We start from the raw sequence: 22553 nt of genomic DNA on the forward strand, positions 1-22553 counted from the left end.
ATTATAGAATAATCTCGTCCCCGTTTGAGTCAGTAAAATGATATTCTAAAAAACCATATGATGAAACAGTCTGAAGTTTTACTCTAATTTTATGCTTAAATCGCCATTTTCTGATTAATGACCAAAAACCTTTTGTAAGGTAAGCAGAAATAAAATTATGAACTTTTAAGGTAATTTTTGAAGAATATGGTCTGTTTTTGGCAATATATTTCAAATTATTTTCAATTTCGTCAACAATAAGAATACTAGCTTTTATTTCGCCGCTTCCCTTGCATGTTGGACATTTTTCAACAGTTTTGATATTCATTTCGGGGCGCACTCGTTGTCGAGTAATTTGCATTATTCCAAATTTGCTTAGTGGCAAAATGCTATGTTTACTCGGATCTTCCGCCATAATTTCTTTCATGCGAGCGTACAGTTGTTTGCGGTGAGCTAATTCTCGCATATCAATAAAATCAATAACGATTATTCCACCCATATCTCTAAGTCGCAATTGTCGGGCAATCTCATCGGCAGCTTCGAGATTTACTTCAATAGCACTAAGTTCTTGACTTTCTGTATTTTTCGATCTGTTTCCACTATTTACATCAATAACATGCAATGCTTCTGTATGTTCAATTACAAGATAAATTCCGTTTTTAATTGTAACTGTTTTACCAAAAAGAGATTTTATTTGTTTATCAACCCCAAATTGTTCGAAAATAGGGACGTTTCCGTTATAGTACTTTACAATTTTTTGTTTTTCGGGTGCAATATCTTCAATAAAACCTCTTACATCTTTATATGTACTTTCATCGTTGATGTAAATACTATTAAATGAGGAATTTAGAACATCACGTAGAATTGTTGAGGTTCTGTTTAGTTCGCCAATTATTAGCTCCGGTGGTTTAACACTTCCTAATTTTATCAATGCTTTTTCCCATTTCGAAATCAGATTTTTTAATTCATTATCAATTTCAGAAATTGTTTTACTTTTCGCGGCAGTTCTGACAATTATACCGTAGTTGTTTGGTACAATGCCTTTTAAAGCTTCTTTTAATCTTTGTCGTTCTTCTTGCGATCGAATTTTCTGTGAGATTGATATTTTATTCGAGAAGGGGATAAGCACAATATTCCTTCCCGGAAGGGAAATTTCACCACCAAGGCGTGGACCTTTAGATGATATTGGTTCTTTTGCAATTTGTACTAAAATTATATTTCCTTCAGAAAGTACCTGAGATATTTTGCCGTTTTTGTCGATATCATCTTCAGGATTGAATTTAGAAAATGCCGGAAGTTTGTATTTCGAAGAGTTTGCTAACCAAACTAACTTATTGAATGATTGGAGCTGATGACCTAAATCAAGATAGTGTAAAAAGGCATCTCGTTTATATCCAATATCAATAAATGCTGCATTCAGCCCGGGCATAAGTTTTTTTACTTTGCCAAGGTAAATATCGCCTACAGAAAAGCTTTTGTTGGGTTTGTCTTTGTTTAATTCAATTAAATCTCTATCTTTTAATAGAGCTATGGTAATGGTTTTTGAAGTTACATCTATTACTAATTCGTTGTTCACAATTTCGTCTTCAGTGTTTGTCCGAAAGTTTATTCTTTCAGTTAATTTATCTATTTGTTGCTGAAATTATTTCTATATAATATATTATTCTAAATAATTATTTTTCATTTAAAATATCTGCTAATTTATATATTTCAACATTAAGATTGACAATGAATTATGATAATTTCAAGAAATAAATATTTATACTTGAATTTGGACTTTGTAAAAGGCAAAAGAAATTCAATAAGGTATTTCAGATATGAAGCTATTTTCAAGCTATCGAAATGGTACCTTTAATTATTTCTAATTATGATTCAATAGTTATTTATGCCGAAACGCATAATTATTCTCAAATTTTGATTGTTGAATTGCAACTGTACCAAATGGAAAAACCTAAAGAATTTTATCCTTTAGGTTTTTATCATTTTGTTACAAAAAAATATTAAAAAATGAAACTATTTTCTCTTTTTATGTCTATTCTTTCTTAGTCTTTTTTTTCGCTTATGCGTTGACATCTTATGTCTTTTCCTTTTTTTACCGCTTGGCATACTCTAAATTTTTATTTTCAACAATCAATTAATGTAATGAATAATAAATATGTTTGATAATTTTTACAAGCATATTTAAATTTTGGGAATAATTATTTAATATTATCTTTCACCTTGGAAACAAAGGTTTTTGCAGGCTTAAACGATGGAATGTAATGTTCAGGAATTACAATAGTAGTATTTTTAGAAATATTACGGGCTGTTTTTTCAGCTCTTTTTTTCACAATAAAACTACCAAAGCTTCTTAAATAAACATTATTTCCTTTTCCAAGAGAATCTTTAACTGTTTCCATAAAAGCTTCTACAACTTTTAAAACAACAAGCTTTTCAACGCCTGTATTTTTTGCAATTTCATTTACAATATCAGCTTTTGTCATGTCTTTTCGAATATTAAGTTATTAGTATATTATATCAAAATTTTTATTTTCAAGGGTGCAAATATAAATATATTTTTATTAATAAAAAATTCATTATCAATAATTTTCATATAATTTTAGTGGAGTTTTTCTCAGAATTGCAATTTTTTGATGATTAGATTATTTTTTTAGTAAGTCTTTTACATAGTGAATTTTATCTTCTAATGGCGTATAACCATCTATCCAATGAATTTTTGTTCCATTTTTTTGCATTCTTCTGAACCATGTCATTTGACGTTTTGCAAATCTATGAATTTCGGTATTTAGTTTTGCGAACATATTGTCGTAAGAAAGTTTGCCAACTAAATAGTATGTAATATATTTATATTCAAGTCCATAAGCAATTAGTGATTCTTCGCTTACACCGCTTTCAAGAATACTTTTTACTTCTTCTATCATCCCTTGTTTCATGCGTGATTCTAACCTTTCTGTGATTCTTTTTCTGCGAGATTCTCTATCATAGTTTATTCCTATGTTTAAAGAATTTATTTCAGGAAATTCTAATATTAATTTAGGATTAGACTTATTGAATGATTCTATTTCTATGGCTCTGATTAGGTTTTCTGCATTTTTTGTGTCGGTAGTGTTATGAAGTTTTTTCATTGAGGAAAGGATTTCTATTAATTCATTATGCGACTTTTCTTCAAGGTTTTGTCTTAATTCTGCATTTTTGGGGACTTCAATCAATTGGTATTCTTTCAAAACAGATTCGATATACAAACCCGTACCACCACAAAGAATTGGTAATATTTTCATATCTGACAAGTTTTTAAATACTGAGATAAAATCGTTTTGAAATTCAAAAACACTATATTGATAACCAGGATTTTTTATGTCGATTAAATGATATTTAATAGCTTTATTTTCGATTTTATAATCTTCATAGTCTTTTCCTGTTCCTATATTCATTGTTCTGTACACTTGTCGTGAATCGCCGCTAATGATTTCACTTCCAAGAATATATGCGAGATTTGCTGCTAATGTAGTTTTCCCCGTAGCGGTAGCTCCCAAAATTGTTATTAGATTATATTTTGTATTCATGAAAATTACTTTTGATTAATTTCTTTTTGTTTCAAATAAAAAAAATAAACACTTCTTCTAAAAAGTAATAAATTTATCTATTCAGCAATGTAATAAAATTATATTTTTGTCGGCAATTTAAATATAATTTAAGAATGGATTTAAAATTTATTATAGAAAGGGTGAAAGGGATTATTTCGATTCCTGCAAAAGAGTGGAAAATAATTCAAAATGAAATAGTTGACAGAAATGATTTAATAAAAAAATATGCGCTTCCTTTGATAGGAGTAGGTGCATTATTTACATTGGGGGGAACTGCACTGTTTGGAACGTACTCATTATTATATACTTTTCTAAATGCCATTTCAGTATTTGTTACTTATTTTCTTGGAATGTACATTTCTGCTTTTGCTATTAATGAAATAGCTCCAAGTTTTGGTTCAAGAAAAGATATTAATGTGTCATTTAAACTTGTAATTTATTCATCAACAGCTATTTATTTAGCAATTATAGTCTCTGGAATTCACCCAGACATTTTTGGTTTTGTAAAAATATTCTATTTTTACTCAATATATCTTTTCTGGCTTGGTATTACTCCAATGCTTCATACACCAGAAGATAAAAAGCTGGGTTTTGTTATAGTATCAATTTTAATTTTTGTAGTTGTTAACAATTTGATAAAATTGATTTTAACTAAAATGATTCCAATTTATTAATTATTATTTAAATGAATCGAAATTTCAAAAGTCTTAATTTACTGAGAGTGATTTAGCTAAACAACTTTATACATGTCGGCTACAATAAATATTAAAAATAAGAAAGCAGAATACTTATTTGAGATTGTTGAAGAATATTCTGCTGGAATTATACTTACCGGAACAGAAATTAAATCTTTACGGTATGGAAAAGCAAGTATTGCTGAGGCTTTTTGTTATTTCAAAAAATCAGAACTTTGGGTGAAGGGGATGCATATTGCTGAATATAAATATGGTACTTACAATAATCACGAACCAAAGCGTGAAAGAAAACTGCTGCTAAACAGGCAAGAACTGAAAAAACTCGAACGAAAGACTAAAGAAAAAGGTTTTACTATTACAACTACTCGGCTCTTTATAAATGAAAATGGATTAGCAAAAGTTGATATCGCTCTGGGGAGAGGTAAGGGAAAACGAGACAAAAGAGAAGATCTGAAACGAAAAGATGCGAAAAGAGATATGGATAGAGGTAGAGTTTATTAGTTCTTTTCTATACTTTGAAATAATTGCAAATAAAAAAACCTCCAAAAATTTAATTTTTGGAGGTTTTTTAAATTATTAATCAATTATCAATTCTACTGTTCTTCCTGCTCTTTTTCGTATGCTTTAATCAGGTCTATTTGTATATCGCCAGGAACCTGAGCATATTCTGAAAATTTCATCGAATACATAGCTCTTCCTTGCGAAAGCGAACTCAAAGCTGTGGAATACTTGTTCATCTCGGCAAGAGGAATTTTTGCTGTAATTTTTTCATAGCCTTCTTCACTGCTCATTCCTTGTACAACACCTCTTCTTCCCTGTAGGTCGCTCATTACATCCCCCATTCTTTCGCTTGGAACCAAAACTTCGACAAGATAGATTGGCTCAAGAATTTTTGGTCCTGCTTCTTTAAAAGCAACACTAAAAGCATTTCTTCCGGCAAGTTTAAAAGATATTTCGTTTGAATCAACAGGGTGCATTTTTCCATCGTAAACACAAACTCTGATATCGCGGGCATAGGAACCTGTAAGCGGCCCTTCTTCCATTTTTTCCATTAAACCTTTCAGTATGGCAGGTAAAAATCTTGCATCAATAGCGCCTCCTACAATGCAATTTACGAAGACCAATTTTCCGCCCCAAGGCATATCGTGTTCGTCCAAACCTCGCACATTTACCGTAATTTCTTTATCTTTTGCTTTGTATTTTGAAGGATTTGACATTCCGGGCGTAAATGGTTCAATTACCATGTGAACTTCGCCAAATTGACCAGCTCCACCAGATTGCTTTTTATGGCGGTAGTCTGATTGTGCAACTCTTGTAATTGTTTCACGATAAGGTATTTTTGGAGCTACAAATTCTGTTTCGAGTTTGAATATATTATCTAAATGCCATTTTAGAATATTCAAGTGATATTCTCCCTGGCCATGAATGATAATTTGTTTCAACTCTTTCGAATATTCAATTTGGTATGTTGGATCTTCCTGAGACATTCTACCAAGAGCTTCACCAAGTTTTTCTTCGTCGCCTTCGCTGAGTGGTTTTATTGCTGAACGATATTTTGGATTTGGAAATTCAATAGCATCGTATGTGAAATCTGCTGATGAAATATTAAGTGTTTGGTTCGATTTTGTGTTTTTTAATTTCACAGTTGCACCAACATCGCCAGCTACCATTTTTTCAACTTTGGTTCTGTTTTTTCCGGCAACTACATAAAGTTGGCTTAGTCGTTCTTTGGTGTAATTATTTTGATTTACAAGGTCCATTCCTTCCGAAACTTCGCCCGACATAACTTTGAAAAAATTTATTTCTCCAATATGAGACTCAACCGATGTTTTAAAAACAAACAAAGAAGTATTGCCGCTTTTATCACAAACTACATCGTTTCCTTCTGCATTTTTGGGAGTTGGCATTTCATAAGGTAGTGGGGCAACATTGTCAATAAATTCCATCAGTCTATTTACTCCCATATTGCTTTTTGCAGAAATACAAAATACTGGAAACATACCTCTCTGAATGAGTCCGGCTTTTATTCCTTTTCGCATCTCATCTTCTGTGAGAGTATCGTTTTCGAAGAAAAGCTCCATTAAACTTTCGTCATTTTCTGCAGCCTTTTCAATTAGCTCGCTTTGAAGTTCTTCAGCCTTCTCTTTTTCGTTGGCAGGAATATCTAAAATTTCGGTTTTACCATTATCTGAAAATTTTAGCATTTTCATTTTTATGACATCAATTACAGTATCGAAGTCTATTCCCTGATTGACAGGGTATTGTGCAAGAATTACATTGCTGCCAAACCTTTCTTTGAGTTGATCGACAGTTTGCTCAAAGTTTGTTTTGTCGTGATCTAAATGATTCACAGCAAACATCATAGGTTTGTTGTAATTTTTTAGATGTCTTCCAACAATTTCGGTACCTACTTCAACTCCATTCTGGGCATTCATTAAGACAACGGCAGTGTCCATAATTCTTAAAGAAGAAATTACTCCTCCAACGAAATCGTCCATTCCGGGAGTATCGATAAAGTTTATTTTCGAATCCTTAAATTTTGTATATAGAATAGTTGAAAATACAGAATTTGTATTTTCGTGTTCTATTGTATTATTATCGGAGACAGTATTTTTACTTTCAACATCACCTCTTCTGTCAATAATGCCACCTTCAAAGAGCATCGATTCTGCTAATGTTGTTTTTCCTGAACCTGAATTACCAACTAAAAGAATATTTTTTATTTGGTTGAAGTCATAAACTTTCATTCTTTACTTATTTTTAAATTTATATATCGTATTATACTTATTTTCAATAAATCGCCACAAAAATACTTTTATTTTTCTTATGGCAAATTATTTTTCATAGCACCTCAAAATAATATTTAGCCTTTTCTTTATCCAATTTAGAAAAAATGTTACGATCAAGTTTTGAAATTATTTGAGAAAATAGTATTACATTTGTCATGAGAGTTGGTATTTTTGTTTTGCACTTAATAGATAATTTGAAATACCGAAATTACTTCTCTCTTTTTTTATGCTTGTTAAATGTTTACTTGAAATATTAATATTAAGAAATTAATTATGAAAACTTCAAATAATATGTTCGAAAACTTGTTGATTATTCTTTTATTAACTATTTTATCTACAAACATTCATGCACAGCTTTCTTTTTCATTTTCGCCGAGTACTTCAAGCTTAGGCGAAAATGTTACTCTCACAATAACATCTAATAATATGAATTTTTCGGATGATGCCTCTTGTATTTGTCTTAATTGCAATTATGTTAATACATCCAATTTATTTTTAGTTCAGAATATCTCCAATTATGGCAACGTTTCTTATATCATTCCAGTTCAAATAAATGTTATAAGTTCTACAGAAATAGAGGCAGACTTTGCCTTTGATGCAAGTCATTCTGTAGGTGATTATAGTTTAGTAATTGGCTATCAAAGTAGTTGTTCGGTAACAAGTATCGACTATTTTCATATAGATCCATCAATTGCAATTTCGAATAATGTGTTTGTACTTGGCACAAACCTTTCAGTTACTTTCACCGGACTGGGTGTAGAATTTGGTCAAGTTTCTGAAACTTGCAACTCATATTGGACAGGATACGGACGTTTTGATTTTATGTCAATTTGGTCGAATAGCATTGAAATAACAAATGGTACCAATATCATTGAGCCAAATATTATTAGCAATTTGGTGTTTAATTACACAAACAATAATAGCTATAACAGTCAATTTGATGCAAGTTTTTTTGTCCCGGTCAATAACCCAATTGGTTATTATGACATTGTTATTAATGCTGCTCCAGGTTGTGAATTAGTTGAAGTAAATGCAGTATTAATTGCTAACAACTATCCTTCATGGACTTTCATCAACACAGGTGTTTTTCATACTATTCTGGCTCAGGACACAATCCCTGCAAGCGTTAATGGAGTTCAGATTTCAACAGGTGATTATATTGGAGTTTTTTATGATTTGGACTCGGGAGGAGTTGCTTGTGGTGGATACGCACAATGGACAGGTAGCCAAATTTCACTTTTCGCCTATGGAACACAAAGTGGTATGAACAATGGTTTTGCACAAAATGAAGAATTCAAATGGAAGATATGGCGAGTTGCTGACCAAAGTGAGTGGGATGCCGAAGCTACATACAGTGCTGGAATGCCAAATCAATCACATTTTTTTGTTGGAGGGTATAGCAACTTAACTCTACTGCTTGTCTATTCAGAAATTGAAATTAGCTATAATAATACTAATATCAGTTGTTATGGCGATTCAAGCGGAGTAATTAATATTACAGTAATGACCGGACTCCCTCCTTTTAATTTTATATGGTCGAATGGGGCAACATCGGAAGATTTAAATAATTTGCCTATGGATACGTACTATCTAACAGTTATCGACTTTGCAAGCCAAATACTAATTGACACCTTTGAATTAACTCAACCAGCTACTTCTCTATCTATAAGCTCCACAAAAGGCGATGTTTCTTTTGAAAGCTTTAGCGATGGTTGGATAGACCTAACAGTTACAGGTGGAGACCCTCCTTATATTTTTGCATGGAACTCTGGTCATTATTCTGAAGACATTTCAGGATTACCAGAAGGAACATATATAGTAACAGTAACTGACATAAATCAATGCGAAAGAATAACTGAAATAGAAATTGCTGATGGTGCAAGCACACAATATGTAAGTTTAAATTCCGGCTGGAATATTATTTCTACATATATTGACCCAATATATTCATTGTTAGATTCTGTTTTTGCAGAAATTGAAAACAACCTTATGATAGTCAAAAATTATTCAGGCAATATTTATTGGCCGCAATATGGCATCAATCTTATTGGAAATATGATAATAGGAGAAGGCTATCAAATAAAAGTTTTCACTACTGATTCGCTTCGTTTTATTGGTGCCAAACTTGTTCCCGAACTAACACCTATTCATGTCCCTGAGGGTTGGAGCATAATAGGATATTTAAGACTAAACGCCTCACCCATTGATTTAATGCTTAATACAATTAGCCCAAGTATTGAAATAGTGAAAGATCAAATTGGTTTAGTTTATTGGCCGCAATACGGTTTCAATCTTATTGGCGATATTGCACCCGGGCAAGGATACCAATTAAAAACTACCAATGCTGACACTCTGATTTATCCTCCAAATGTATATCCCGGTTTTGTTCTAATCCCATCCGGATTTTACGATATAAATGGCACAACTGTTTTTCTTAGCTCATACCAAATGAGCATGTATGAGATAACACATACAGAATTTATCCAATTTTTAAATAGTATTGGCTGCAATGCAAATGGTAGCTTCAATGATCCCGTTTATGGCAATATTGAGTATATAGACATGGGTACTAACTGTGCAATAGACCATAATAGTAGCGGTTTTTATTTTGACGATAATACTTATGCAAGCTCAGTTAATTGTCCGGTAATGGAGGTAAGCTGGTACGGTGCAAATGCGTATGCTTTGTGGGCAGGAGGAAGACTGCCCACTGAAGCAGAGTGGGAAGTAGCTGCACGAGGTGCTGCAGAAGCTTTAGCGGCGGGAACATATAATGATAATTATGCAGGTTCAACATCACTCGCAAATTATGGCTGGTATAGCTCTAATAGTGGTAATAATACACATACAGTAGGCACAAAACTACCAAATGAAATAGGTCTGTATGACATGAGTGGTAATGTTTATGAGTGGTGTCAGGATTGGTATCAAACTACTTATCCTAATAGTACACAAAATCCGACCGGACCAACAACAGGCTCAAGCAGAGTCCGTCGTGGTGGTGGTTGGTATAGCAGTGGTAGTGATTGTAGAGTATATAGTCGTGGTGGTTCTAATCCGAATTTTAGCTCCAGAACAGTAGGTTTTCGTATAGTTTTACCATAATGCAAAAGGTATTGCCGGATAACTTCAACTGAAAAATTAAAATTCAAGGCTCCCAAGTTTTTAAATTGAGAGTCTATATGCTTTGGATGACTGGCTTTATGGATAAGTATAATAAAGAAATTAACATTTTCCAGTAAGTTCTACTTAACAAACATAAGCGAAGTACTTATTTCACTTTTTAATAGTTTAATTTCATTTGCTCGAAAAAGTGAATTTAGGATAGCTTGTTTTTGGTTCAATAAGAAGAAACATAAATCCGCTTCCAATGTTTTTGATTGCTGCAAACTTGCAAAGTCGATATGTTTGTTTTTTGCTTTTGTTGAATGAATAGCATAATCTACCTTGTTTCTTTCCAAACTTTCTATTGCTTCATTTCGCTTGATTTCGGATTTTTGCTTTTGTTCCGGTTTTTTGGCTTTGCCTTGAACAATTATAATTTTTGCATTGTTAAATTTTCCGAAAAAGTTTGCCCAGGATACTTTTTCTTTATTTTCGCAATTGAAGTTTAGCGGTATTATAACATTTTTATAAAAATTCTTTTCAGATAACTTGTTTTTAATAACAATAACCGGCTGCTGAGAACTTTTGATAATCTGACCTACAGTTTCAATATTGTATTGGGTGCTAATATGGTTTTTATTGTATCCAATTATTAAAAAAAGTGCATCAACTTTTTTGGCAATTTGTAGAATCGTTTCGTCCAACTTTCCTTCCAGAGCAAAATAAAAAGTCTTTACGAAAAACTGATTGTTTATGTCTGTTGCGTAATCGTGCAATTCGGCTCTAATATTTGAAATGTTCTCTGAAATTTTGGCAGAGGTTTTATTTTTTACAAATAGAATGTTCAAATCTGCATCAAAAATCTTCGCCAGCAATGCTGAATGTTCAACTGCATAGCGGCTTATTTTCGAGAAATCGGTCAATACTAATATTTGCTTTTTTTTTGTTTTCAAAATGATTGATGAAAATTAGAATTTTGAATTGTTTTTAATTATTCGTTCAGATTAAATTTAAAAGGAAAAATGTTTTAGAATATTCCACCAATTATATGATCTTCAGGGAGAAATCCCCAGTGTCGCGAATCGTTTGCATTGTCGCGATTATCATCCAAAACAAAATAGTAGTTTTTTTTGAAAGTATATGTCTGGGTTTCAGAATTATTGATGAATATTTTGTTCTGCTTAATTTCAAAGAAATTTGATTCATAAATCTCAATTATTTTTTTGTATAAATATATGTTTTTATGGTTTAGACTGACTGTTGCTCCTTTTTTAGGAATACTTACAGCTCCAAAATAATCTTTATTCCAATGAAAATATCCACTTTGCGGAAATATTGTATTAAAGCCATTTCCTTTGATTACTTCCTTTTTTCGAAGGTTCATAATATATGGTTCGGTTTTCAGTTTCTGGGCATTTTTTTTGGTTAAAGGCAAATCGTAAACGCCAATTTCTGCTACCAAATTTATTTGAGTGATTCCGTATTTTCTGATTGTTTCAGTTGTAAAAAGCATTGAGTCGCAGCCATTTGTAGTTATTCTATAATTGTGCTGAATATTTACAGGATTTTCAATTTCTTTTTGGTTTATGAAAACCTTTTTGTTTTGTATCTGTAAATTATCGCCTGGCAGACCTACACATCTTTTTACTAAAATTGGCTTTTTATCAATAGGAAGGTCGTTTAATCCTGGAGTATTGAAAGCTATCAAATGGTTATGATTTATTCCCGAAAATTTGGGTATTCTAAAATATGGCAATTGAATAAGTGGAGAATATAAATTCGAAAAAAACGGTACTGAAAGTAATGTTATTGGGAATCTAATTCCAAATTTAGTTTTGTTGATATACACTAACTCATCTTCTACAATGGTTTTCTCCATCATTTTTGAGTCCATTTTGTGTATTTCTACTACAAAAGTTCGTATCAAAATCAATAAAACCAAAAGAATTAATAGAAATTTTATTACGCGAATTGTTTTTTTCACAAATTTGGGAGATTCAATTATTTACAATTTTGTATCATGCCAGGAATAGATAACTTATTTAATGGATTGATTTTTAACTATGATTGTGATAGAACTTGAACGTTCCGGATATGCCCAGAAAGGGAAATTGCCTACTGAAGTTTTATATTTATTACTTTGCTTTATTTACCGATTCGCTTTATTAAAAAGCTCCAAAACCCTTACTGGGTATAGGTTTTGTTGTAGCTTGTTTTTTATTTTAATTCTTTATTATATTTTCGGCCAGAATAATGACCTATATAATAAAAGATTAAAAATGGAATCATTATAAATCCTGAATATTTCTCAAAGAAGTCAAAATAAATTAATGCTAGTGAGACTGCTGATATTAGAATTATCATTAAAATGTCAAATATTTTATTTCGCATATTAGATTTTATTTAATAGTATGTTTTACTTTAATTATTAAGTTGATTCGCTTAGTAGTATTTTTTTAATTATTTTATTTTCGTTTAAATATCTATTGACATTAACGTTAGAAAGAGTTCCTTTTTTTGGTTTTTTAATGAGCTACAACATTACAATAAAGCTTAAATATCTAAATATATATTTATCAAAAATCTATATATCTCTTTTGATTTAGATACTACTTTCAAGCCAAAAATCTTACAGCCAAAAAATCTAATTTACAGAATTAAAAAGTCGGTTCCATCTAATCTTTCCACCGAAAAGACTTTTATCCTTATCCAGCGAAAGCCAAATAAAAACAGCTTTACCTACTATATGATCGTCTGGGACAAAACCCCAAAATCTGCTGTCTGCAGAATTGTGCCGATTGTCTCCCATCATCCAATAATAGTCCATTTTAAAAGTATATTTATCAATTTCTTCACCATTAATAAATATTTTGTTTGCTTTGGTTTCAAGATCATTTTCTTCGTAAACATCAATTAATCTTTTGTAAAGAGGCAAGTTGTTCATATCCAAGTCAATAGTAACTCCTCTTTTTGGGATAACAAGAGGTCCGAAAAAATCAACATTCCAATTGTATTTTTTGCTAAGAGGGAAAATATCCTTGTCTCCTTTTCCTTTCTTTAGTGGGTATTTTTCTACTTTGACAACGTTTGAGAGGCTTTTTATTTTTTGAACTTTATCTTCTGTCAAAGGTATAGCATAGAGCCCATGTCCTGCAATATTTATATCATCTTTGGCAATACCAATTTTGCTGAAATTTCTTTCCGAAATAGATGAACCATTAGTGTAAACATAATACATAAATTGTTTGTTCGCTATATTTTCTTGTAATTCTGAGTTGATAAAGACATCGCCATTTTCGATGTATAAAGTGTCGCCCGGAATTGCAACACATCGTTTAATATAATTTTCTCGCTTATCAACCGGTCGATAAACAATTTCTCCAAATTTAGCTTCATTTCGGTAAACCTCTTTTCGCCCAAATTCTTTTAATAAACTATAGTAGCTTTGGTTCGACTGAAATACGGTTGATACAGTATCGCCTTCAGGATAATTAAAGACCACAGCATCGTTTCTTTCCACTTTACCAAATCCTGCCAAACGATGATAAGGCCAACTAACGATTTCTGAAAAAGATTTAGTGTGTTTTGTGAAAGGAAGTGTGTGATGAACAAATGGAAAAGCTACCGGCGAGTTCGGTACTTTGGGCCCGTAGCTCACTTTGCTTACGAAAAGATAGTCGCCAACCATAAGTGATTTTTCCATTGAGGGAGTGGGAATGGTGTAGGCTTCAATAAAGAATATTCTAATTATTGAGGCGGCAACTACTGCAAAAACTATAGCATCGATCCATTCTACAGCTACATTTTTTTTCTTTTCGTTGCGTTTGTTCCAGAATGCCCAATTTATTTTTTTGCTTACATAAATATCGAATAAAATCGGAATTCCTAACATTAACCAAAAGTTTGTAAGCCAAACAATCCACAACAAATATATTGACAAAGCTATACCAAGTTTCAGCCATTTGTTTTTTGCTATTTTGCTATATTTTTCGTTTTCAATTTTCACTACTGTGGAACCACTCAATTTGTTGTGCAATAGATTTGAAATTCCTGAAGTAGATTTTGAACTGAAAAGCATTAAAATAATCGAAAAAATCCCAAGTAAAAATTTTGTAGAAGTTCTGATTATTATATTTAGAAAACTTATTGGATTTGAATTATCGCTGGAACTACGAACAGCCATTTGCCGCAAAGATTTTCCAATTGTGTTTTTGTTGAAAAGAAGCAGGAATGTTTCATAAATGAAAAATGAAACTATGTAAACAACTAATTTTAGCCATCCAGGGAAAGTAAAATTAGGAAATGCGATATAACTTATTACTGATAATATTAATATTAATAACAAACTATCGATGAAAAATGCGGTTGAGCTATCCGAAATATTTGCCGATTCAAATTTCTTTTTCTTTGAAGTGATTGTTGATTTTCTTTTATTCATTTTACTCAGTATAATTAAAGTTTTAATAAATCTTCCATGCCAAATATTCCTGTTTTCCCGGCAGTAAATTCGGCTGCTAAAATTGCACCAAGAGCAAAACCTTTTCTATTTTTAGCCTCATGTTTCAATTGTATGCTATCAACGTGCGAATCATATTTAATTGTATGTTCTCCTGTAACATTTTCCAGCCTGAATGATTTGATATTAATTTGATTGTCCTCAGTTCCTTCGCTTGTCCACGATTTTTTTCGGTCAATTTCTGAAACAATTTTGTTTGCCAAAGTTATGGCAGTTCCGCTCGGAGCATCAAGCTTTTCGGTGTGATGAGTTTCTTCTATGCTAACATCATAGTTCTCGAAACCATCCATAATTTTTGCAAGTTTTTTATTAAGTTCGAAAAAAATATTTACTCCAAGGCTGAAATTTGATGCGTAAAAAAAAGTCTTTTCGTTTTCTATGCAAAAAGTTTTTAGTTTGTCGTAATTCGATAGCCAACCTGTTGTTCCTGAAACTACCGGTACATTTGCTTCGAAGCATTTCATATAATTGTCGAAAGCCGATTTTGGATTTGTAAATTCAATGGCAACATCAGAATTCTTTATAATGTCTTTATTGAGATTATTCAAATTGTCAAAATCAATTTTTGCAACAATTTTGTGATTTCTTTCAAGGGCAAGTTTCTCAATTTCTTTGCCCATTTTGCCGTAGCCAATTATTGCAATATTCATAATATCAATTATTTAGTTGTTTGAAATGTATTGCCTTTTTCGATTATCAAATTGTTTGACTGAATTTTAGAGAGTTATCTAAAATTAGCTATCCAGATTAGAACATTTCTTTGTCGAAATCTTTGATCAAAAAAAAAGGAAGTTCACACTTCCTTTTATTTTAGTTTTATTTTGGATATAATGAATCATTAAAAATATTTCAAACTTAATTTGTTTGCGATTCACTAATTATTTCACAAGATTCACAATTGCTTCAAAGGCTTTTGGATGGTTCATTGCCAAATCAGCAAGTGTTTTTCTGCTTAGTTCAACATTATTTTTATGAATTTTACCCATAAATTCTGAATACGAAAGTCCATGCAATCTGGCTGCTGCATTTATTCTCTGAATCCACAATCCTCTGAAATTTCTCTTTTTGGTTTTTCTATCTCTATATGCATACTGCAGTCCTTTTTCGTATGCGTTTTTGGCTACTGTCCAAACATTTTTTCTTCTTCCGAAGTAACCTTTTGTTTTTTTAAGTATTCTTTTTCTTCTGTGCTTTGATGCTACTGAATTTACCGATCTTGGCATAATAAACTGTTTTATGAATGATTAGCGGAAACAATCTTTAGTTTCTCTTTACAGCTAATTCACTCTGGTTTTAACTTAATTATTTAATACAAAATTTTAGATTATTTCATGGCTAAGCATTGCTTAATATTATTAAGGTCAGCCTTATCTACTATTGTGAAATAAGTAAGATTTCTCTTTCTTTTTTTAGATTTTTTCGTTAGGATATGACTTTTATAAGCATGTTTTCGCTTTATTTTTCCTGTGCCGGTAATCGAAAATCTTTTCTTTGCACCGGCTAATGTCTTCATCTTTGGCATAATAAATTCTATTTTGAGCTTATAGCGGAACCTTATAATTATCAATTAAAACTGTTCTCTTTCGGCTAATTCGCTCCGGTTTGTATAAATTAATTTTTATTTGGATTATTCTGTATATAAATGTATTAAGGTTGAAATCCGATAATCTGAATATTTATTTCTTTTTAGCTTTCGGAGAAATAAACATTATCATTTTTTTTCCTTCAAGTTTAGGTAGTTGTTCTACTTTTCCGTACTCTTCAAGTTCCTGGGCGAGGCGCAACAGAATTATTTCTCCTTGCTCTTTAAAAACTATTGATCTTCCTCTGAAGAAAACAAAGGCTTTAACTTTTGAGCCTTCTTCAAGAAATTTTACGGCATGTTTCAATTTGAAATTAAAATCGTGTTCATCGGTATTGGGCCCAAATCTAATTTCTTTGACAGTAACTTTACTGGTTTTTGCTTTGATTTCTTTTTGTTTCTTTTTTTGCTGATATAGAAACTTCTGATAATCAATTACTTTGCAGACCGGAGGATTTGCTTTTGGCGAAATTTCAACCAAGTCTAAATCTAAATCGTCTGCAATTTTTATTGCTTCTCTTAACGAAAAAATTCCAGGATTATCAATATTGTCTCCAACAATTCTAACAACCGGTGCTTTAATTTTGTCGTTTATCAAAAACTTCGATTTCTGTTCCGGAAATCTGTTTTGTCCCCTATTAAATCTCTTAACTGCTATTTTAAAATCCTCCTATACTTTAGTTATAAAATGTATTTTCTATTAATCTTCAATAGGTTTAAGTTGCTTTTCAACTTCCGTTTTTATTAATTCAGCAAATTCTTCAATCTTAAATACTCCTTTAACACCTTCGCCTTGTCTTCTTACTGACACAGTCAGGCTTTTTTCTTCATTTTCGCCTACAATTAACAAATAAGGAATACGGCGTAACTCACTATCTCTTATCTTTTTACCTATCTTTTCATTACGCTCATCAATAATGCCGCGAATATCGTAATTATTTAGAACTTCCAAAACTTTTTTTGAATATTCGTTATATTTTTCACTTATAGGCAGCAAAATGAACTGCTCGGGAGTCAGCCACAGCGGAAATTTTCCTTTTGTGTGTTCAATCAAAACTGCAACAAATCGTTCCATAGAACCAAATGGAGCTCTGTGAATCATTACGGGTTGGTGCTTTTGATTGTCATTCCCTGTATATTCTAAATTGAACCTTTCCGGCAGATTATAATCAACCTGAATTGTTCCGAGCTGCCAACTTCTGCCAAGTGCATCTTTAATCATAAAATCGAGTTTCGGACCATAAAATGCAGCTTCGCCAATCTCAATAACAGTATTTAAGCCTTTCTCTTCGCAGGCTTCCATTATTGCTTTTTCGGCTTTTTCCCAGTTAGAATTGCTTCCAATATATTTCTCAGAATTATTTGGGTCTCGTAGCGATATTTGGGTTGTAAAATCTTCAAAATCTAATGTTTTGAAAATGTATAATACAATATTAATTACCTTAATAAATTCGTCTTTTAGCTGGTCGGGGCGGCAAAAAATGTGTGCATCGTCCTGAGTAAATCCTCTTACTCTGGTTAGACCGTGAAGTTCGCCGCTTTGTTCATATCTGTAAACAGTTCCAAATTCTGCATACCTAATAGGCAATTCTTTGTAAGAGTGCGGTTTAGCTTTGTACAATTCGCAGTGATGCGGGCAGTTCATTGGTTTTAGCAAAAATTCTTCTCCTTCGGCAGGAGTCGAAATTGGCTGAAACGAATCTTTTCCATATTTCTCGTAATGCCCGGAAGTTATATATAGTTCTTTTCGTCCTATATGAGGGCAAATCACAGGTTCGTAGCCATGAGCTTTTTGTGCTTTTTTAAGGAAATTTTCTAATCGTTCGCGAAGCATTGCACCTTTTGGCAACCAAAGAGGTAATCCTTGTCCTACGTTTTGCGAAAAAGTGAAAAGTTCTAATTCTTTACCAATTTTACGATGATCTCGTTCTTTAGCTTCTTCAAGCATCACGAGATATTCGTCCAGAAATTTTTTCTTCGGAAACGAAATCCCATAAACTCTGGTAAGTTGTTTTCTGTTTTCGTCTCCACGCCAATAAGCACCGGCTATACTTGTAAGCTTCACAGCTTTTATGAATCCTGTATTTGGCAGATGCGGACCTCTACACAAATCGGTAAAATTTCCTTGCGTATAAAGGCTTATGGTTCCATCTTCGAGTTCGCTGATTAGCTCAACTTTATACTCATCACCTTTTTCTTCAAAATAATCTAATGCCTCTTTTTTCGAAATTTCTTTACGAATATATTCTTGCTTCTGTCTTGCAAGTTCGAGCATTTTATTTTCAATTTTCGCAAAATCGTTGTCCGAAATTGTATTTTCTCCAAGATCTACATCATAATAAAAACCTCTGTCGATAGTTGGTCCGATGGCTAATTTTACTCCCGGGAAGTAATGTTCCAAAACTTCAGCCATTAAATGTGCCGACGAATGCCAAAAAGCATGTTTTCCTTCATCGTCGTTCCATGTATGTAGTTTTATTGTGGTATCAAAATTTATTGGACGCATTGCATCCCATATTTCGGCGTTCACAGAAACGGCAATAACTTCTTTTGCCAGCCTTGAACTTATACTTTTGGCTATATCTATTCCGTTTATTCCTGAAGGAAATTCCTTAATGTTTCCGTCAGGAAATGTTATTTTTATTAATTCGTTCATCTAAAAATTTTTAAAGCCGGCAAAGATATATATTTTCTGCTTCCAAAAGCAAAACAATTATTTTCTTTTTCTCCTTAATTTAAACCAGTTGAATATAAAAATGATTGCTGCGAAAATAAAGCCGAAAACAATTGATTTGAGTAAGTTTTCGTACAAGAAATATTCGATAATACCAAATACAGATCCGGCTAATAATGACAACAGAAGTAGGTTTTTATATTTACTACTCATAGCTCAATAAATAATGTGACAAATTAATAAAGTGAAAAATTACTGTATATTTACAGATTAGATTTTTTTAATCCGTGAATTTGTGGGCTTACTTATTTTTTGATAAATGCTTTCATTCCAGACAACTATTTTTTCTTTTCCGCTGGAAATTCGTAAAATATTTTACCCACAATTTTCCATCCTTCCTCAAATTTATATAATGATAAATAATCAATATATTTTAATTCTTTGCCAACATAAAATTCAATTTTGGCACTTGCAGCGGTTCCTGAGACATCTACATACAAAAATTTTATGGATACTCTATCTTCATCTTTTTTGGGTAGTTTGCCATTTTTTTTGTCAATTTTCATGTTTTCAATCCAATTATAAATAGGATAGTTCCACATAGAATTTCCTTGCCCTATTCCAATCAAACTAAAGCCCGGGTGAAATCCATTGCTTACAGCCTTTTCATCGCCATCGTTTATAAGTCCGTCAATGTATGCACTTTGAATAACTTTTTTGATTGCATCTTTTTCTTTTTCATCATTTTGTGCATTTACAATTATACAGGATGCAAACAGTAATACAGATAGTACAATAATTTTTTTCATGGTTTTAAATATTTTATTAAAAATTAAATAAAAATCCAAAGGTACGTTTTTAGTGTAGCTTTTTCGAGAAAATTATTGAGTAATCGTAATAAATTTATTGTATTCATAATCAATTTTTTAATATATCTGATGTCTTCGGCGTTTAGTTCAATCCCGATTTTTGATCGGGGCTCAGTAGTTTTTCGCTGTATTTATATTCTTAAGTGTTAGCCGCTGGCATTCATATTTTTAATCTTTTCTGCTATCAAATATATTCTTTCAGATTGAAATTCAAAATCATACATTGGTTGTCTTTGATTAATCTCAATAATTTTAAATCCATATTTATCAAGGTATCCTTTTAAATCATTTTGCGTGTATGTTCTGTAAAATACTGGAGTCTCGTTTTCATCAAAGTATCCATAGAAATCTCCTGCATGTACTGTAATTGCAATCTTTCCGTTTATTTTAATCATTTTATTAAAATCGGCAAATAATCCATTTAGTTTTTCATCTGGGATATGAATAATCGAATAAAAAGCATTTATCCCGTCAAAGGATTCTATCTCAAATTCCATCTCGGTCATATCCATTTGTCGAAAGTCAATCTTAGAAAATTTTTGCTTTGCAGTTTGAATACAATTTTTTGATAAATCAATGCTTGTTACGTTGAATCCCTTACCGCTAAAATATCTAGCTTGCTGAGCTGTTGAACAACATCCAATATCTAAAATATTTCCTTTTTGCTTAATCGATAAAATGAATCGGTCTAAAAAATCTTTGTCATAAGGTTTCTTAATCAACTCATCGGAATATTGGTTAAAGTAATCAAGATGTTCTTTATCATAGTAATCAGAACAAGAATTCTTAGCTTTCTCTATATCAATATTTTTATCCATTTATCATTTGTGTTAGGAGTTTCGTCCTGCTTGCGGCTAACATTGGTATAAACAGAAAATTCCGTTTATTTCTTTATTATTATTTTTTGTTTTAAATATCCATATCATCGAAAGGATTAGCAATATCATTGAACTTTGTGCTTAATACATGTGTGTATATTTCAGTTGTTTTAATTGGTTCATGCTCTAATATTGATTGACTTTGATATTCATTAATCTAAATTAAAAATCCATTGCAAAAATATAAGAATTCTGTTTGCTCGCAAAGTGTTTTTGTCTTTTAACTAGAATCCCAAGCCTGAGAGATTTCCTTCTGAGCATCAACTCAAATTTTCTTTTGCTGAATGAACCGCTAAGTACGAGACCCGTACGCTTAGTGGCACTTCGGCAGGCTCAGCAGAGCTGTGAGAGGTGCACTGGCGGCTATTTTGCCATCAGCCGCCTACTCGATTAGCTGGTGTTTTTCTATTAAATTTCTTTTCGTTCTAAATCTCCAAATATTTTAAAGTCATTTGTTCCTGGTTCAGAAATACAATACTCATTTTCTCGATACCAAGTGTAGGTTTTGTTTTTATTGTATTCACCAATCTCATTTAAATAATCAATCTTGGATTTATCCCTTTTTGCATTATTGTAAATTGTAAATGCTTTTATTGCAAGGTTACATCCGTTTTGTTTTGAATCAATGAGCCTATTAATGGCGGATTCATACTCCCAAAATTCATTTAGTAGGAATATTGGTTGATAAGTTTCCTCTTCTATTATTACTTTATCATTCTCGATGATTTTTATAACTGATTTAAATTCGTCTGTGACTTCGTGATAAAAATTTAGTCGTAATTCTGTGTTAAAACTGATTTTGTTCTTACTTGTAAATTGAATGTTCCTAAATGACAAATCATGTAAAGAAATAAAGTAATTACCATTTTTGGCAGCACCAAATGAAAGCCGTGATGTATTATTATTCAATCTATAGTCAACGATAGGATTAAATTCATTTTCAAAACTTTGTTCAGGGATATACAGCCCTAAATAAAAATCAAATTCCGAATATTTACGAATAAATCTAATTCCGATTTCAAGAACTATTTTTGATAACCTTAGGAGTATTTCCTCTAAAACTCTTGTGTTTCCAAATCCAATATTTTTATTTAGTAATTCTTCCTCTGGTTCAGCTATGGAAAGAGAATAATGTGAGCCGCCTAATTTATTTGAAAATAGTTTTATCAGGTCTTCAATTGAATAATACTTTGTTTCTATTTGTATTAGCTCTTTCTTTAAATATTCATCAAGATTTGTCTTCTTTTGATTAAAATCTTGCTTTTCAACAGATAAAATAGGAGGTGTAACTCCAAAGACAAGTCCTTTCGCTGAGTCTATTGTAATTATATTTTGTTCAATAAAATAAAATTCTGTTTGATAATCTAAGATTTCTGCAATGTCGATTAAAAGTGATTTTGATTTTGAGCTTTTTTCACACAACAATGAACGCAATTGACCAATAATAGGAATTATTAGATATGATTTTCCATTATCAATTTGCTTTATTAAGTCTTTTAGAATGTTAATCGAAGTATATAATTCAACGAATCTTGTTAATAAACCTTTCTTTTTTGGATTATAGTCGCTCATTTTTTTTCTTTTAAATACCAGCGTAGAGTAGAGCCTGATAGCCTATTCATATTTTTTTTTCTACAAAGATAATAAAATTAGTTAGACTATCAGTACCCCTTCATCAAACCGTACGTGAAGTTTTCCCTCATACGGCTTACCGATAGAGTTCTTCATTGAGCTTTCGCAAGGGTTTTCAAACGAGCATACTTTTCCAAGTCTAACAGCCATTTGCCTTTCACAAATGTACTGTATGGGTGTTGGCGTAACACCTTGTGCGCTTTCCTTCCTTTGCTTGGCTCTAATGTATAGCTTCCTTTGAAAAACACGA

Annotated in this window: 18 protein-coding genes; 3 read left to right on the forward strand and 15 right to left on the reverse strand. The window is 31.7% G+C overall.

The genetic code is table 11. The features are described from left to right. Window position 1: 1 nt before the first annotated feature. The 3 genes from HN894_01520 to miaA form a co-directional block, all read right to left on the reverse strand. Window positions 2-1555: an Rne/Rng family ribonuclease gene (locus tag HN894_01520; protein ID MBT7141987.1), complete on the reverse strand. Its 1554-nt coding sequence runs from the start codon at window positions 1553-1555 to the stop codon at window positions 2-4. Window positions 1556-2177: 622 nt separating this feature from the next. After that, entirely contained in the window at window positions 2178-2462 is a 285-nt protein-coding gene (locus tag HN894_01525; protein MBT7141988.1) for an integration host factor subunit beta, read from the reverse strand. 159 nt (window positions 2463-2621) lie between these two features. Next, on the reverse strand, window positions 2622-3542 hold the full coding sequence (gene miaA / locus HN894_01530; GenBank protein MBT7141989.1) for a tRNA (adenosine(37)-N6)-dimethylallyltransferase MiaA: 921 nt from the start codon (window positions 3540-3542) through the stop codon (window positions 2622-2624). A gap of 134 nt (window positions 3543-3676) precedes the next feature. Between miaA and HN894_01535 the strand changes: the two genes are divergently transcribed. Both HN894_01535 and smpB read left to right on the forward strand, forming a co-directional pair. Then, window positions 3677-4237: a DUF1282 family protein gene (locus tag HN894_01535; protein MBT7141990.1), complete on the forward strand. Its 561-nt coding sequence runs from the start codon at window positions 3677-3679 to the stop codon at window positions 4235-4237. A 72-nt stretch (window positions 4238-4309) separates the two neighbouring features. Then, on the forward strand, window positions 4310-4759 hold the full coding sequence (gene smpB, locus HN894_01540; GenBank protein MBT7141991.1) for an SsrA-binding protein SmpB: 450 nt from the start codon (window positions 4310-4312) through the stop codon (window positions 4757-4759). Window positions 4760-4851: 92 nt separating this feature from the next. On the opposite strand, the gene HN894_01545 is transcribed toward smpB, so the two are convergent. Next, window positions 4852-7005 (reverse strand): elongation factor G, encoded by a 2154-nt coding sequence (locus HN894_01545; GenBank protein MBT7141992.1) that lies wholly within the window; start codon window positions 7003-7005, stop codon window positions 4852-4854. A 1545-nt stretch (window positions 7006-8550) separates the two neighbouring features. Between HN894_01545 and HN894_01550 the strand changes: the two genes are divergently transcribed. Then, window positions 8551-10152: an SUMF1/EgtB/PvdO family nonheme iron enzyme gene (locus tag HN894_01550; protein MBT7141993.1), complete on the forward strand. Its 1602-nt coding sequence runs from the start codon at window positions 8551-8553 to the stop codon at window positions 10150-10152. A gap of 140 nt (window positions 10153-10292) precedes the next feature. On the opposite strand, the gene HN894_01555 is transcribed toward HN894_01550, so the two are convergent. The 11 genes from HN894_01555 to HN894_01605 form a co-directional block, all read right to left on the reverse strand. Continuing rightward, window positions 10293-11105, reverse strand: a complete 813-nt coding sequence (locus HN894_01555) for a universal stress protein (protein ID MBT7141994.1) — start codon at window positions 11103-11105, stop codon at window positions 10293-10295. Window positions 11106-11179: 74 nt separating this feature from the next. Next, window positions 11180-12136 carry a signal peptidase I gene (gene lepB, locus HN894_01560; protein ID MBT7141995.1) on the reverse strand — a complete coding sequence of 319 codons (957 nt, stop codon included), beginning with the start codon at window positions 12134-12136 and terminating at the stop codon, window positions 11180-11182. 660 nt (window positions 12137-12796) lie between these two features. Further along, window positions 12797-14590, reverse strand: coding sequence for a signal peptidase I (gene lepB, locus HN894_01565; protein ID MBT7141996.1), 1794 nt, complete (start codon window positions 14588-14590; stop codon window positions 12797-12799). Between the two features lie 14 nt (window positions 14591-14604). After that, window positions 14605-15318, reverse strand: a complete 714-nt coding sequence (gene dapB / locus HN894_01570) for a 4-hydroxy-tetrahydrodipicolinate reductase (protein MBT7141997.1) — start codon at window positions 15316-15318, stop codon at window positions 14605-14607. Window positions 15319-15546: 228 nt separating this feature from the next. After that, on the reverse strand, window positions 15547-15891 hold the full coding sequence (rplT, locus tag HN894_01575; GenBank protein MBT7141998.1) for a 50S ribosomal protein L20: 345 nt from the start codon (window positions 15889-15891) through the stop codon (window positions 15547-15549). 101 nt (window positions 15892-15992) lie between these two features. Then, window positions 15993-16190, reverse strand: a complete 198-nt coding sequence (gene rpmI, locus HN894_01580; GenBank protein MBT7141999.1) for a 50S ribosomal protein L35 — start codon at window positions 16188-16190, stop codon at window positions 15993-15995. A 154-nt stretch (window positions 16191-16344) separates the two neighbouring features. Continuing rightward, window positions 16345-16908, reverse strand: coding sequence for a translation initiation factor IF-3 (locus HN894_01585; protein ID MBT7142000.1), 564 nt, complete (start codon window positions 16906-16908; stop codon window positions 16345-16347). A gap of 42 nt (window positions 16909-16950) precedes the next feature. Next, window positions 16951-18906, reverse strand: coding sequence for a threonine--tRNA ligase (thrS, locus tag HN894_01590; GenBank protein ID MBT7142001.1), 1956 nt, complete (start codon window positions 18904-18906; stop codon window positions 16951-16953). Window positions 18907-19262: 356 nt separating this feature from the next. Beyond that, complete coding sequence (locus tag HN894_01595) at window positions 19263-19733, reverse strand: hypothetical protein (protein MBT7142002.1); 471 nt, start codon at window positions 19731-19733, stop codon at window positions 19263-19265. A gap of 206 nt (window positions 19734-19939) precedes the next feature. Continuing rightward, window positions 19940-20611, reverse strand: coding sequence for a class I SAM-dependent methyltransferase (locus HN894_01600; protein MBT7142003.1), 672 nt, complete (start codon window positions 20609-20611; stop codon window positions 19940-19942). 468 nt (window positions 20612-21079) lie between these two features. Next, window positions 21080-22243 (reverse strand): hypothetical protein, encoded by a 1164-nt coding sequence (locus HN894_01605; GenBank protein MBT7142004.1) that lies wholly within the window; start codon window positions 22241-22243, stop codon window positions 21080-21082. Window positions 22244-22553: the final 310 nt, after the last annotated feature.

The organism is Bacteroidota bacterium (assembly GCA_018692315.1).
In the GTDB taxonomy this organism is placed as follows: Bacteria; Bacteroidota; Bacteroidia; order Bacteroidales; family JABHKC01; genus JABHKC01.

Bases quoted from the DNA above. Each gene is read 5' to 3' on its own strand.
- HN894_01525 (MBT7141988.1), bottom strand. From the start codon at position 2,462: ATGACAAAAGCTGATATTGTAAATGAAATTGCAAAAAATACAGGCGTT.
- miaA (MBT7141989.1), bottom strand. From the start codon at position 3,542: ATGAATACAAAATATAATCTAATAACAATTTTGGGAGCTACCGCTACG.
- HN894_01535 (MBT7141990.1), top strand. From the start codon at position 3,677: ATGGATTTAAAATTTATTATAGAAAGGGTGAAAGGGATTATTTCGATT.
- smpB (MBT7141991.1), top strand. From the start codon at position 4,310: ATGTCGGCTACAATAAATATTAAAAATAAGAAAGCAGAATACTTATTT.
- HN894_01545 (MBT7141992.1), bottom strand. From the start codon at position 7,005: ATGAAAGTTTATGACTTCAACCAAATAAAAAATATTCTTTTAGTTGGT.
- HN894_01550 (MBT7141993.1), top strand. From the start codon at position 8,551: ATGACCGGACTCCCTCCTTTTAATTTTATATGGTCGAATGGGGCAACA.
- lepB (MBT7141996.1), bottom strand. From the start codon at position 14,590: ATGAATAAAAGAAAATCAACAATCACTTCAAAGAAAAAGAAATTTGAA.
- dapB (MBT7141997.1), bottom strand. From the start codon at position 15,318: ATGAATATTGCAATAATTGGCTACGGCAAAATGGGCAAAGAAATTGAG.
- rplT (MBT7141998.1), bottom strand. From the start codon at position 15,891: ATGCCAAGATCGGTAAATTCAGTAGCATCAAAGCACAGAAGAAAAAGA.
- rpmI (MBT7141999.1), bottom strand. From the start codon at position 16,190: ATGCCAAAGATGAAGACATTAGCCGGTGCAAAGAAAAGATTTTCGATT.
- thrS (MBT7142001.1), bottom strand. From the start codon at position 18,906: ATGAACGAATTAATAAAAATAACATTTCCTGACGGAAACATTAAGGAA.
- HN894_01595 (MBT7142002.1), bottom strand. From the start codon at position 19,733: ATGAAAAAAATTATTGTACTATCTGTATTACTGTTTGCATCCTGTATA.
- HN894_01600 (MBT7142003.1), bottom strand. From the start codon at position 20,611: ATGGATAAAAATATTGATATAGAGAAAGCTAAGAATTCTTGTTCTGAT.
- HN894_01605 (MBT7142004.1), bottom strand. From the start codon at position 22,243: ATGAGCGACTATAATCCAAAAAAGAAAGGTTTATTAACAAGATTCGTT.